General features: G+C 72.7%; 15 protein-coding genes. 13 read left to right on the top strand and 2 right to left on the bottom strand.

Features of this window, described 5'->3' with window-relative positions:
• Nucleotides 1-85 precede the first annotated feature (85 nt).
• The 8 genes from lepB to ACTHM3_RS14700 all read left to right on the top strand — a co-directional run bounded on the left by lepB (nt 86) and on the right by ACTHM3_RS14700 (nt 7,153).
• Entirely contained in the window at nt 86-895 is an 810-nt protein-coding gene (lepB, locus tag ACTHM3_RS14735; protein WP_440407066.1) for a signal peptidase I, read from the top strand.
• The gene (locus tag ACTHM3_RS14730; protein WP_440407064.1) at nt 892-1,572 is read left to right on the top strand and encodes a ribonuclease HII; all 681 of its coding nucleotides are present in this window, start codon (nt 892-894) and stop codon (nt 1,570-1,572) included. The genes lepB and ACTHM3_RS14730 overlap by 4 nt, the downstream gene beginning before the upstream one ends.
• Nucleotides 1,573-1,626: 54 nt before the next feature.
• The gene (locus ACTHM3_RS14725; protein ID WP_440407062.1) at nt 1,627-1,950 is read left to right on the top strand and encodes a DUF2469 family protein; all 324 of its coding nucleotides are present in this window, start codon (nt 1,627-1,629) and stop codon (nt 1,948-1,950) included.
• 84 nt (nt 1,951-2,034) lie between these two features.
• Nucleotides 2,035-2,415: a YraN family protein gene (locus ACTHM3_RS14720; RefSeq protein ID WP_440407198.1), complete on the top strand. Its 381-nt coding sequence runs from the start codon at nt 2,035-2,037 to the stop codon at nt 2,413-2,415.
• A complete protein-coding gene (locus tag ACTHM3_RS14715) occupies nt 2,415-3,947 on the top strand; it encodes a YifB family Mg chelatase-like AAA ATPase (protein WP_440407060.1) in 1,533 nt (510 codons plus the stop codon). Before ACTHM3_RS14720 ends, ACTHM3_RS14715 begins: the two co-directional genes overlap by 1 nt.
• Before the next feature lie 33 nt (nt 3,948-3,980).
• Nucleotides 3,981-5,195, top strand: a complete 1,215-nt coding sequence (gene dprA, locus ACTHM3_RS14710) for a DNA-processing protein DprA (protein WP_440407058.1) — start codon at nt 3,981-3,983, stop codon at nt 5,193-5,195.
• Between the two features lie 37 nt (nt 5,196-5,232).
• Nucleotides 5,233-6,186 carry a phosphodiesterase gene (locus ACTHM3_RS14705; RefSeq protein ID WP_440407057.1) on the top strand — a complete coding sequence of 318 codons (954 nt, stop codon included), beginning with the start codon at nt 5,233-5,235 and terminating at the stop codon, nt 6,184-6,186.
• A gap of 52 nt (nt 6,187-6,238) precedes the next feature.
• Nucleotides 6,239-7,153: a tyrosine recombinase XerC gene (locus ACTHM3_RS14700; protein WP_440407055.1), complete on the top strand. Its 915-nt coding sequence runs from the start codon at nt 6,239-6,241 to the stop codon at nt 7,151-7,153.
• A gap of 2 nt (nt 7,154-7,155) precedes the next feature.
• Here the strand turns inward: ACTHM3_RS14700 and ACTHM3_RS14695 are convergent, their stop codons facing one another.
• Complete coding sequence (locus ACTHM3_RS14695) at nt 7,156-7,731, bottom strand: M23 family metallopeptidase (protein WP_440407053.1); 576 nt, start codon at nt 7,729-7,731, stop codon at nt 7,156-7,158.
• Between the two features lie 308 nt (nt 7,732-8,039).
• On the opposite strand from ACTHM3_RS14695, the gene rpsB reads away from it, so the two are divergent.
• From rpsB to ACTHM3_RS14670, 5 genes are all read left to right on the top strand, one after another.
• Nucleotides 8,040-9,077 (top strand): 30S ribosomal protein S2, encoded by a 1,038-nt coding sequence (gene rpsB, locus ACTHM3_RS14690; protein ID WP_440407051.1) that lies wholly within the window; start codon nt 8,040-8,042, stop codon nt 9,075-9,077.
• A gap of 86 nt (nt 9,078-9,163) precedes the next feature.
• Nucleotides 9,164-9,991 (top strand): translation elongation factor Ts, encoded by an 828-nt coding sequence (gene tsf, locus ACTHM3_RS14685; protein ID WP_440407050.1) that lies wholly within the window; start codon nt 9,164-9,166, stop codon nt 9,989-9,991.
• Between the two features lie 197 nt (nt 9,992-10,188).
• Nucleotides 10,189-10,920 (top strand): UMP kinase, encoded by a 732-nt coding sequence (gene pyrH, locus ACTHM3_RS14680; protein ID WP_440407048.1) that lies wholly within the window; start codon nt 10,189-10,191, stop codon nt 10,918-10,920.
• Nucleotides 10,917-11,300: a hypothetical protein gene (locus ACTHM3_RS14675; RefSeq protein WP_440407046.1), complete on the top strand. Its 384-nt coding sequence runs from the start codon at nt 10,917-10,919 to the stop codon at nt 11,298-11,300. The genes pyrH and ACTHM3_RS14675 overlap by 4 nt, the downstream gene beginning before the upstream one ends.
• Nucleotides 11,297-12,139, top strand: a complete 843-nt coding sequence (locus ACTHM3_RS14670; RefSeq protein WP_440407044.1) for a DUF3097 domain-containing protein — start codon at nt 11,297-11,299, stop codon at nt 12,137-12,139. The genes ACTHM3_RS14675 and ACTHM3_RS14670 overlap by 4 nt, the downstream gene beginning before the upstream one ends.
• Nucleotides 12,140-12,143: 4 nt before the next feature.
• Here the strand turns inward: ACTHM3_RS14670 and ACTHM3_RS14665 are convergent, their stop codons facing one another.
• The gene (locus ACTHM3_RS14665; protein WP_440407042.1) at nt 12,144-12,866 is read right to left on the bottom strand and encodes an AAA family ATPase; all 723 of its coding nucleotides are present in this window, start codon (nt 12,864-12,866) and stop codon (nt 12,144-12,146) included.
• Nucleotides 12,867-12,889: the final 23 nt, after the last annotated feature.

Here is a 12,889-nt window from a genome sequence, read left to right as displayed (position 1 = left end):
GACGGCGCGCGCGGCTTCGGCCTCGCGCGCCGTCGTCGTTCTCCGGGGTGAGGTTGCTTAGGATTGCCGCGACCCCGAGGGAGACATGACGCTGAACGACACCGCGGTGGCCGACCCGGCCGACGACGCGCCCGCCTCCTCCCGGCGTCGGGGCGGTGCCGCGCGATTCCTGCGCGACGTGCTCATCATCATCGTCGCGGCGATCCTCATCTCCTTCCTCATCAAGACGTTCCTCATCCGGTCGTTCTACATCCCGTCGCAGTCCATGGAGGACACGCTCCTCGTCAACGACCGGATCATCGTCAACGAGCTGCAGCCGAAGGTCTTCCCGCTGCAGCGCGGCGACGTCGTGGTCTTCAAGGATCCGGGCGGATGGCTGCCGCCGTCGCAGCCCGACACCAATCCCATCGACTGGGCGCTCTCGATCGTCGGGCTGACGGCTCCGGACTCCAACGACCACCTGATCAAGCGCCTCATCGGGCTGCCGGGCGATCACGTGACGTGCTGCAACTCGTTCGGCCAGATCAGCGTCAACGGCTCCCCGCTCGACGAGCCGTACATCAAGCTGCCCACGGGCGTGACGCAGGCGGCCAAGTACCCCTTCGACGTGACCGTTCCGAAGGGCTACATCTGGGTCGAGGGCGACAACCGCTACGACTCCGACGACTCGGTCGAGCACAACCACGACGGCAGCCCGGACCGCGGCTTCATGCCGATGAAGAACGTGGTCGGCCGCGCCATCCTCATCACCTGGCCGGTGGACCGCTGGACCTGGCTCGACAACCACCCGCTGACCTTCGCCGACGTCGGCACGCCCGGCGACGCGAAGGCCGGCGACGATCGGACCGACGAGTCATCGGCGCCGACCCCGACCGCGACGACGAGCGGCAGATGACCGTCGCGGATCCGACCCTGCGCGTCGAGCGGCGGATGATCCGCGAGGGCGCGGCCATGGTGATCGGCGTCGACGAGGTCGGGCGGGGCGCGATCGCGGGCCCGGTGGGCGTCGGGCTCAGCGTGTTCGACGGACACGGGCGTCGGATCCCGGACGGCCTCCGCGACTCCAAGATGCTCCCCGAGCCGAAGCGCGAGGCGCTGCACCCGCTCGTCCAGACCTGGTCGACGGCGCACGCCGTGGGCCTCGCCTCCAACGAGGAGATCGAGGAGATCGGGATCATCGCCGCCCTCGGCGTCGCGGCGCTGCGGGCGTTCGCCGGACTGCGGGCGGCGGGCGTGACGACGACGGATGCGGTGGTGCTCCTCGACGGATCGCACGACTGGCTCTCCCCGGCCTTCGACCGCGCGGGGGAGCGCCCGCGCCCGCAGGTCGTCACCCGGGTCAAGGCCGACCGCGACTGCGCGGTGGTCGCGGCCGCCTCGGTGCTCGCGAAGGTTCACCGCGACCGCATCATGATCGCGGCCGACGGCACGCATCCCGGCTACAACTGGGTCGGCAACAAGGGGTACGCGAGCGTCGACCACTACGCCGCGATCGACCGCCTCGGGCCGACGCCGCTCCACCGCTGGTCGTGGCTGCGGACCCCGTCACTGTTCGACGAGCTCCCCGCCTGACGTCGCGCTCCTCTGCGCCTGCCGCGCCCCCGGCGCTCGCCTAGACTCCCCTCGATGGACGACGACGAGATCGAGGACTACGACCGCGAGGTCGAACTGGCCCTGTACCGCGAGTACCGCGACGTCGTGAGCCAGTTCCGCTACGTGGTGGAGACGGAGCGCCGCTTCTACCTCGCCAACGAGGTCGCGGTGGACCGCAAGGACACCGAGCACGACTTCTACTTCGAGATCCAGATGAACGACGTGTGGGTCTGGGACGTCTACCGGTCCGACCGTTTCGTGAAGAGCGTGCGCGTCATCACCTACAAGGACTTCAACGTCGAGGTCCGCGGTGACAAGGACCTCGAGCTGCCCAAGGAGCTCGCGCTCGACGAATAGCGCTCCTCGTCCACAGCGGCGTTCGCGCGCCGCCCTCCACGGGGCGGGTCGCGGTCGCCGCGGGCCGCGGCGGATCCCGGGACGATCGTCCGCATGGCCGCCAAAGACGTCCTCGGAGCCCGAGGCGAACGCCTCGCCGCCGCGCACCTGACCCGGGGCGGGCTGCGGGTCCTCGACCGCAACTGGCGCGGTCCGTCGGGGGAGGTCGACCTCGTCCTCCTCGACGGCGCCTCCCGCGAGATCGTCGTCGCGGAGGTGAAGACCCGGGCGAGCACCGCCTACGGGCACCCGTTCGAGGCGATCACGGCGACGAAGCTCGCGCGGCTCCGACGGCTCGCGGGCGAGTGGTGCGCCGCTCACCCGGATCAGGCGGGCGCGCATCCGCGGGTGCGGATCGACGCGGTCGCCGTCATCGCCCCGCGGGATCGGCCGGCGGTCGTCGAGCACCTGCGCGGGGTGTTCTGATGCCGCTCGCCCGGACCCACGCGGTCGCGCTGCTCGGGATCGACGGCGTGATCGTGCAGATCGAGGCGGACATCTCGAGCAACCTGCCCGGTTTCGTGCTCATCGGCCTGCCGGACGCGGCGCTCGGCGAGGCGCGCGACCGCGTGCGCGCTGCCGCGCACAACTCGGAGCTCGCGATCACCGCGCGGAAGCTGACCGTCAACCTGTCGCCCGCGGCCCTGCCGAAGCACGGCTCGGCCTTCGACCTGGCCATCGCCCTCGCGGCGCTCGCCGCCGACGGCAAGGTGCCGGCCGCGTCGGTCGACCGGGTGGTGCACCTCGGAGAGCTCGCCCTCGACGGGCGGGTGCGTCCCGTCTCCGGCGTCCTCCCCGCGGTGCTCGCGGCGGCACGGGCCGGCTACGAGACCGTCGTGGTTCCCGCGGGCAATGCCGATGAGGCGCGGCTCGTCGAGGGCGTCCGCATCGTCGGCATGGCCTCGTTGCGCGACGCCGCGATCTGGCACGGGGCGGAGCTCGACCAGGTCGAGTGCGATCCGATCCCGGGCCCGGCGCCGACGGAAGAGCCGGAGGACACCGGCGATCTCGCCGACATCGTCGGCAACGAGGACGCGATCGACGCCGCCCAGGTCGCCGCAGCCGGCGGGCACCATCTGTTCCTGCTGGGGCCGCCCGGCGCAGGCAAGACGATGCTCGCCGCACGACTTCCCGGTCTTCTGCCCGACCTCGACGACGACGCCGCGCTCGAGGTCGCCTCGATCCGCTCGCTCGGCGGCTCCCCGGTGGGGGCCCGACTGACCCGGCGTCCGCCGTTCGAGGCGCCGCATCACACGTCGAGCGCCGCGTCCATGATCGGCGGCGGCAGCGGGTGGATCCGTCCGGGCTCGGTCGTGCGGGCGGCGCACGGGGTCCTGTTCCTCGACGAGGCCCCCGAGTTCCCCGCCGCCGCGCTCGACGCCCTGCGGCAGCCGCTCGAGTCCGGCGTCGTCGCGATCTCCCGCGTCTACGCGACGGCGCGGTACCCGGCCCGGTTCCAGCTCGTGCTCGCGGCGAATCCCTGCCCCTGCGGACTCGCGGGCGTCGACGACAGCGCCTGCACATGTGCGCCGTTCACTCGGCGACGGTACCTCGGCCGACTGAGCGGACCGCTGCTCGACCGGGTCGACATCCAGCTCACCGTTCGACGCATCACGGCGGCGCAGCTGCGCGCGACGCCGGAGCATCGACGGACCAGCGGCGACACGCGGGCCCGGATCGTCGCGGCGCGAGGGAGGGCCGCGGACCGCCTGCGCGCGACGCCGTGGCGGCTCAACGCGCAGGTGTCGGGGCCGTGGCTGCGGTCCCCGGCGGGCGCCCCCGTGCGTGGTGCGACCGCGGCGCTGGATCGCGCCCTCGAACGCGGCGCGCTCACCATGCGCGGGTACGACCGCGTGCTCAAGGTCGCCTGGACCGTCTGCGACCTCGAGGACGCCGAGCGCCCGACCGCGGAGCACATCGGCCGGGCCCTGTTCCTGCGGAAGGCGATGGCGGAATGAGCGCGTGCAGGCGATGAGCGAGAGGGAGACCGCATGACGATCCTGGGGATGCCCGAGACGGCCGTCGCGCCGCTCGTGCGCGCGGTGGCGGAGGCACCCGATCGGGCGGCGGTCGCCGAGCGATTCGCCCGCGCGGCCTGGAGCCGCGTGGTCGAGCCGGGCGACGGCGATGCGGGGCGGCTCGTGGCGGAGAACGGAGCCGAGGCCGCGCTGGCGGCGCTCGTCGCCCGGGTGCGGGGCGAGGGGGCGGCGGGCGCGCCCGTGATCCCGCCCTCGGCGCTGGAGCGCTGGCGTCCCCGGGTGGACGCCGCGCGGGTGCAGCTCGACCTCCGGCAGGCGGCGCGGTTCGCGGTGTCGCTCGTGATCCCGGGCGACCCCGAGTGGCCGACGCGGCTCGACGATCTGGGCGAGCATGCACCGCTCGCGCTCTGGGTGCGGGGCGACCGCGCGCGGTTGCGAGCGCTCCGCCGATCGGTCGCGATCGTCGGCGCCCGCGCCGCGACCGCGTACGGCGAGCACGTGGCGATGGAGGCCGCCGCCGGCCTCGTCGACCGCGGGATCGCGGTGGTCTCGGGCGCCGCCTACGGGATCGACGGGGCGGCCCACCGCGCGGCGCTGGCCGGGCAGGGAGCGACGATCGCGTTCCTCGCCGGCGGGGTCGACACCTTCTACCCGTCGGGGCATGACGGACTGCTCCGCACGATCGAGCAGCGCGGAGCGGTCGTCGCCGAGGTGCCGCCGGGAGTGTCCCCGAGCCGCTGGCGCTTCCTCCAGAGGAACAGGTTGATCGCCGCGGCGACCGGGGCGACGGTCGTCGTGGAGGCCGGCTGGCGGTCGGGGTCGATCAACACCGCCCACCACGCCGCGCAACTCGGGCGGCCGGTGGGCGCGGTGCCCGGGCCTGTCACGAGCTCCGCCTCGGCGGGATGCCATCGCCTCCTCCGCGAGAGCGATGCGATGTGCGTGACGTCGGCGGCCGAGATGGCGGAGCTGCTGGGGGAGGACGGGGTCGGTGACGGCGTCGCCCCGGCCCCTCTCGACGCCGATCGGCTCAGCGCGACCCGCATGCGGCTCCTGGACGCGATGAGCACCCGGGCCGGGCGCGCACCCGAGCAGCTCGCCGCGATCTCCGGGCTCGCTCCCGACCGCATCCGCGCGGAGCTCGGTCTCCTCGAGCTGGAGGGCCTCGCCCGGCAGCGGCCCTCGGGATGGATCCGCACGGTGGCCGAATCGGCGGCGGCCCGGTGACGTCGCCACGGTCGGACGATGCTGCGAGAGTGAGGGCATGGCCCTCGACCACCGCATCCAGCTCGGCCAGTACGGTGCGCCCCTGCATCGCATTGCGCATGTCAGCGACACGCACTTCCTGGGCGGTCGGCGCCCGCTCTACGGTGCGGTCGACACCGATGGGCACCTGGCGCGTGCCCTCGAGCAGTTGGAGCGGTCGGGGCGCCGACCCGAGGCGATCGTCATCACGGGCGACCTGGCCGACCTCGGCGAGCCCGAGGCGTACGAGCGGCTCCGCTCGCAGCTCGAGCCGGTCGCCGATCGGATGGGATCGCGGATCATCTGGGTCATGGGCAACCACGACGAGCGCGAGCCCTACTCGTCGATCCTCTTCGGCGAGGAGCCCAGCGCGGATCCGCAGGACCGGGTCTACGACCTGGACGGTCTCCGAATCATCTCGCTCGACTCGACCGTCCCCGGCTACCACCACGGCGAGGTCACCGACCAGCAGCTCGACTGGCTGCAGGAGGTGCTCGCCTTCCCGGCCGCGCACGGCACGCTGCTCGCCCTGCACCACCCGCCGCTGCCGAGTCCGGTCGAGACCATGGCGATCCTCGAGCTCCAGGAGCAGGAGCGGCTGGCCGAGGTGCTCGAGGGATCCGACGTCCGGGCGATCCTCGCGGGCCACCTCCATTACGCGACGCACGGCACGTTCGCCGGCATTCCGGTGTCGGTCGCGGCCGCCACCTGCTACACGATCGACACCAGCGGCCCGCCCGACGCGCTGCTCGGCGTCGACGGCGGCCAGTCCATCACCCTCGTCGACGTGTACCCGCATGCGGTGGTGCACTCGGTCGTGCCGGTGACGTCGGCGCCCCAGGTCACGGGCTTCGACGGCGCCGTGCTCGAGCGGCTCGCCGCCATGACGCCGCACGAGCGACGGGAGGCGTTCTCCCATAAGGCGTCGACGTTCACCCTCCTCGACGTCGAGGGCGGATCCCGCGAGTCGTGACGGGGGGCGCGTCGCGCGGGCGCGCGGCACGGTACGGCGAGACGATGTCCGGGTGAGGATCGACGCCGCGATCGACGCCTTCGTGCGTCAGCTGACCGTCGATCGCGGGCTGAGCGAGCAGACGGCCCGGGCGTATCGCGGCGATCTCGTGGACCTGGCCGCCTTCGCGGAGGAGGCGGGCGTCACCGAGGCCGAGGCGATCGACCTCGAGCTGCTGCGCGACTGGCAGTGGCACGTGAGCGATCGACTCGCGAAGTCGAGTCTCGCCCGTCGAACGGCGGCGGTCCGGGGATTCACGGCGTGGCTCGCACGGACCGGCGCCGCCGCCGGTGACGCGGGCGCTCGGCTCCGCGCGCCGAAGAGCGACAAGCATCTGCCGCGCGTCCTCGACCGGTCCCAGCTCGACGTGCTCTTCGCCCGGCTCGAGGGGCGCGCCGCCGGCGACGACCCGGTTGCGATCCGCGACCTCGCGATCGTCGAGCTGCTCTACGCGAGCGCCATCCGCGTGAGCGAGCTCGTCGGGCTGGAGCTCGGCGACGTCGACCGCACGCGCCTCATGGTGCGCGTCCTCGGCAAGGGCGGCAAGGAGCGGGTGGTGCCGTTCGGCGTCCCCGCCGCGAGGGCGCTCGACCGCTACCTCGGCGCCGGCCGGCCGGCCCTCCTGCGCGACGGGATCGACGCGCTCCTGCTCGACACCCTCTTCCTCGGCGCCCGCGGAGCACCGCTCACCGCGCGCACCGTGTACCAGCTCGTCGCCTCGCTGCTCGCCGACCTGCCCGGGTCCGGCCCGGCGGGGCCGCACACGTTCCGCCATACGGCGGCGACCCATCTGCTCGACGGGGGTGCCGACCTCCGCGCCGTGCAGGAGCTGCTCGGGCACGCGAGCCTCGCGACGACTCAGATCTACACGCACGTCTCGGCCGAGCGCCTGAAAGCCGCCTACGCGACGGCGCATCCGCGCGCCTGACCTCACCCGCCCCGCGTCGGATACAGCACCGCACGCCGAACGCCACCGAGGAAGATCATCGGGTTCACGTACTGACCGTCCACCCGCGCTCCGAGATGAAGGCACCCGGCATCCACGCAGTGCCCGGCGGCCAGCATCCCGACGACCTGGCCGCGATGCACCGCGTCGCCCGGGTGGAGCTCGCTCGTGACGGGCTCGAAGCTCGACAGCACACCGCCGGCGTGCTCGACCGAGAGCACCGGCCGATCGACCACGACTCCCGCGAAATGCACCACACCGTCGTCCGGCGCGAACACCGATGATCCCTCGACGGCGCCGATGTCGATGCCGCGATGCCCGGCCCCGTAGGGCGTCGGGGGCGCGAGGTAGGCGCGGACGACGGGGTGCGGCGAGGCGATCGGCCACGTCCAGACCGCGGCACCGTCCGCGACGCCTTCCCCGGAGCCGGAGCCGGAGCCGGGGCCGGACGGCGGTGCCGGGCCGGCCGCGGCCCCGCTCGGGCCCGTCGCGATCACCAGGGCGGCGACCGCGACGACCACGGCCGCCGCGGCCGCCCGGGGGAGTCGTCGCGATCGCATGGCGACCACCCTGCCGGCGACCGCGGTCGGCACGGGGCGGGGGATGCCGTCCGGTGCACGAACCGGCATGCGGGGGAACGGGGAAGGAGGCTACACTGACGATGCACTCCGCCCCGGCGGGGTGACTTCGCGTGCCATTCGGCCCCCGCATCCATTCGGTCCGGTCCCGTGCGTTCTGTTCACTCAGACGCTGTGGGTCCGGCGGGTGCGCGCCCGGCACCAGGGATCCCGGCACCCGCCGCGCGATCGACACAACCGAGAAGTCCCGCACCGCCCCCGGGCCGTGCGGGAGAAGAAGGAGAACGGCCATGGCCGTCGTCACCATCCGCCAGCTGCTCGACAGCGGCGTCCACTTCGGGCACCAGACCCGCCGCTGGAACCCGAAGGTCAAGCGCTTCATCCTCACCGAGCGCTCGGGCATCCACATCATCGACCTGCAGCAGTCGCTGTCGTACATCGACAAGGCGTACGACTTCGTCAAGGAGACCGTCGCCCACGGCGGCACCGTGCTGTTCGTCGGCACCAAGAAGCAGGCGCAGGAGTCGGTCGCCGAGCAGGCGACCCGCGTCGGCCAGCCGTACGTCAACCAGCGCTGGCTCGGCGGTCTGCTCACCAACTTCCAGACGGTCTCCAAGCGCCTCGCGCGCATGAAGGAGCTCGAGGAGATCGACTTCGACGACACGACGAAGGGCTTCACCAAGAAGGAGCTCCTCATCAAGAAGCGCGAGCTCGACAAGCTGCACAAGACCCTGGGCGGCATCCGCAACCTCACCAAGACGCCGTCGGCGATCTGGGTGATCGACTCGAAGCGCGAGCACCTCGCCGTCAACGAGGCGACCAAGCTCGGGATCCCGGTCATCGGCATCCTCGACACGAACGCCGACCCCGACGAGCTCCAGTACCCGATCCCGGGCAACGACGACGCGATCCGCTCCGTCGGCCTGCTGACCCGCATCATCGCGGACGCCGCCGCCGAGGGTCTCGTCCAGCGCCACCAGGCGCCGGCGGCCGAGGGCAACGTGTCGGCGGTCGAGCCGCTCGCCGAGTGGGAGCGCGAGCTCCTCGAGGCGTCCGAGACCCCGCAGTCGACCGCCGAGCGCATCGAGGCCGTCGACCAGGCGCCGGACGCCGAGGAGAAGGTCGCCGAGATCGTCGCTGCCGAGGTCCCCACCGAGGAGAACGACGCCGACGCGAAGCTCGCCGAGACCGCCGCGGTCGAGGACGAGTCGCTCACGCCGATCCACCACCCGGAGTCGGAGGAGGCCGCCGAGGCGCGCCTCGAGGCCGAGGCCACCGACGCCGAGAAGGAGACCCCGGCCGAGAAGGCCGCGGCCGCCGAGAAGTAGTCGGGATCGGGGCGCCGCGTCCGTCGCGGCGTCCCGTCATCCCCCAGAGAACCGGCACAGCCACTTTCGATCAGTAAGGAACAGCCATGGCCAATTTCAGCCTGGAAGACGTCAAGGCCCTGCGCGAGCGACTCGGCACGGGCATGGTCGACACCAAGAACGCCCTCGTCGAGGCCGACGGCGACGTCGAGAAGGCCGTCGAGATCCTGCGCCTCAAGGGGGCGAAGGGCAACGCGAAGCGCGCCGATCGCTCGACGAGCGAGGGCCTCGTGCGCGTCGTCGAGTCCGCGACCGCCGTCACGATGTTCGAGCTCGCCTGCGAGACCGACTTCGTCTCGAAGAACGAGAAGTTCATCGCTCTCGCGGACCGGATCGCCGAGGCGCTCGCCGACTCCGGCGCCGAGACCGTCGACGCGGCCCTCGCGGTGACGCTCGAGAACGGCACCGTCGCGTCGACCATCGAGGACGAGGCCGCCATCATCGGCGAGAAGATCGAGCTGCGCCGCCTCGTGCGCATCTCGGGCGACCACTACGCGGTCTACCTCCACAAGACCTCCGCCGACCTGCCGCCGCAGATCGGGGTCGTCGTGGCGTACCAGGGCTCGGACGCGGAGACCGCGCGCAGCATCGCGCAGCACATCTCGTTCGCCGACCCGCAGTACCTCTCGAAGGACGACGTGCCGCCGGCCGAGGTCGAGAACGAGCGCCGCATCGTCGAGGAGATCAGCCGCAACGAGGGCAAGCCGGAGGCCGCGCTCCCGAAGATCGTCGAGGGCCGCATCGGCGCCTTCTACAAGCAGATCGCCCTCCTTGAGCAGGAGTACGCCCGCGACAACAAGCTGACGATCAGCAAGGTCGTCGCGGACGCCGGGCTCACGATCCAGGGCTTCGCCCGCTTCAAGGTCGGCGCGTAAGCACCGCATCAGCACCGCACGACGGGCCCGGGAGCGATCCCGGGCCCGTCGTCGTCCGGGCGGCGGAGACCCGAGCCGCCGATCCTGGTCGGAGCGGACCCGTCTCCACGACGGTCCCGCGTCGCGGACGAGAGACCGGGTTCCGTCGACCGGTACCCTGGACCGAGCCGCCGACCCCCTGCGAGGAGACCGCCCAGATGACCGACCGCCGCCGCCGCGTCCTGTTGAAGCTCTCCGGTGAGGCGTTCGGCGGTGGCTCGCTCGGCGTGAACCCCGACGTCGTCTCGGGCATCGCCCGCGAGATCGCGGCCGTCGTGCCGAAGGACCAGAACGACCCCGAGGGCGTCGAGGTCGCCGTCGTCGTCGGTGGCGGCAACTTCTTCCGCGGCGCGGAGCTCAGCCAGCGCGGCATGGACCGCGGCCGCGCCGACTACATGGGCATGCTCGGCACCGTCATGAACGCGCTCGCGCTGCAGGACTTCCTCGAGAAGGCCGGCGCGCCGGTCCGCGTGCAGTCGGCGATCACGATGTCGCAGGTCGCGGAGCCGTACATCCCGCTCCGCGCGGAGCGCCACCTCGAGAAGGGCCGGGTCGTCATCTTCGGCGCCGGCGCGGGACTCCCGTACTTCTCCACCGACACGGTGAGCGCGCAGCGCGCCCTCGAGATCGAGGCGGATGCCGTGCTCGTCGCGAAGAACGGCGTCGACGGCGTCTACACCGACGACCCGCGCACGAACCCCGAGGCCCAGAAGCTCGACCGCGTGACCTACCAGGACGCGCTCGTGCAGGGCCTCAAGGTCGTCGACTCCACCGCCTTCAGCCTCTGCATGGACAACAAGATGCCGATGGTCGTGTTCGGCATGGAGCCGGCCGGCAACGTCACGAAGGCGCTCCGCGGCGACACCATCGGCACCCTGGTGACCGTGTGAGCGGTCCCGGCGCCCCGCGCGTGCTCGGTGCCCCGGGGCGCGGTGCGGGGCGGTGCCGCGCGGCGTGGGACATCGCCCTGTCGGCCGTCCTCCTCGTGGTCGCCTACGTCGGCTACTGGATCGGCGCGCTCTTCGGGTTCCTGCAGCTCTCGCTACTGACCCCGTGCCCGGACGGCGTCTGCGGCACGGCGCAGGCCGGCGGCGTGCAGTTCACCGCGGCGCTGGTCATCTTCCTGCTCGGCGTCGTCGGGACCGCGGGCACCGTCGCGCTCCAGGTGTTCCGCCGTCGCTCGTGGTGGGCCGCGCTGGCGACCCTGGTGCTGTCGATCGGCGGCTGGTTCGCCGCGTCCGCGATCGCGCAGGCGGCGCTGGCCTCGTGAGCGACCGGTACGGTCACGACGTCCTCGCCGGCGACTGGCGCACCCGCGGCCGGAAGATCGTCCGCGAGGTCGACGCCGAGCCGGGCCTGGTCGTCGAGCTGCCGGAGCCGGGTGGCCGCGAGGGCTTCGTCGGCGCCGTAATCGGCATCGTCAAGGGTGTCGTGGAGCTGGAGGACCGCCGCGGTGCGCGTCGCCAGTTCCCGCTCGGACCCGGTTTCCTGATCGACGGCGAGCCGGTGCGCCTGCGCGCCCCGCGCGTCGCTGCTCCGGCGGCGCCCGCGCGCACGGCCTCCGGCTCCCGCGCCGCGCCCGAGCAGCGGGCCCGCGTCGCGCGCGCCCACCGCATCTGGGTCGAGGGCCGGCACGACGCCGAGCTCGTCGAGAAGGTCTGGGGCGACGACCTGCGCGCCGAGGGCGTGGTCGTCGAGTACCTCGAGGGCGTCGACCACCTCGCCGACCGACTGGCCGAGGTCCGGCCCGGTCCCGACCGGCGCATCGGCGTGCTCGTCGACCACCTCGTGCCGAACTCCAAGGAGAGCCGGATCGCACAGTCCGTGAGTGGTCCGCACGTGCTCGTGGTGGGGCATCCGTACGTCGACGTGTGGCAGTCGGTGAAGCCGCAGCGGCTCGGTCTCGAGCGCTGGCCCGACATCCCCCGGAACGTCGAATGGAAGCACGGCATCTGCGCCGCGCTCGGCTGGCCGCACGCCGACCAGGCCGACATCGCGCGGGCCTGGCAGCGCATCCTCTCCCGCGTCCGCAGCTACACGGACCTCGAGCCGTCGCTCCTCGCCCGGGTCGAGCAGCTGATCGATTTCACCACCGCGCCGGAGAGCTGAGCGCTCAGTCCAGAAGGTGCCGCAGGTAGCGCTGCGGCGACTGCAGGTACGAACGCCAGTGCTGCACGACCTCGAGGTCGTCCCATGCCGCCTCCCGCATGCCCCAGGGGCCGAGCTCGAGGATCCGAGCACCGGGGAACGCCGCGAGCACGGGGGAGTGCGTCGCGCACACCGCCTGCCCCCCGCCGCGCACGAGGTCGTGCAGGGTCGCCATGAGCGCCAGCGTCGAATCGAACGAGAGCGCCGCCTCCGGCTCGTCGAGACAGTAGAAGCCGGGGGAGTCGAAGCGCGTGCCGAGGACCGCCAGGAACGATTCGCCGTGGCTCATCTCGTGGAAGCGCGGGTCGCGGACCCCCGGGTTCTGCTCCAGATAGGTGTAGAACCCGTGCATCGTCTCGGCGCGGAGGAAGAAGCCCCAGCGACCGGCGCCGAGGCCACGGCGCAGCTCGATCCAGCCCGAGAGCGGCGACTCCGTGGGTCGGGTGCGGTGCTGCGCGTGCACCGATCCGCCCTCGGGCGAGAGACCGTAGGCCATCGCGACCGCCTCGAGAACCGTGGACTTGCCGGACCCGTTCTGCCCCACGAGGAGCGTCACCCCGCGCGCGAGGGCCAGCCCGTCGCGCAGCAGCTGCTCGACCGCCGGCACCGTCTTCGGCCACCCGGGACCCGCCTCCCGATCCCGCCCGTTGGGCACCACCGACAGCACGGGCGGTTGATCGAAGTCCATGACCCCAGTCTCGCGCCGACCTC

Source organism: Pseudolysinimonas sp. (assembly GCF_051954455.1).
Taxonomy (GTDB): Bacteria; Actinomycetota; Actinomycetes; order Actinomycetales; family Microbacteriaceae; genus Pseudolysinimonas.
The sequence above is the reverse complement of the archived record's forward strand: the minus strand, read 5'-3'. Positions and strand labels throughout refer to the sequence as shown.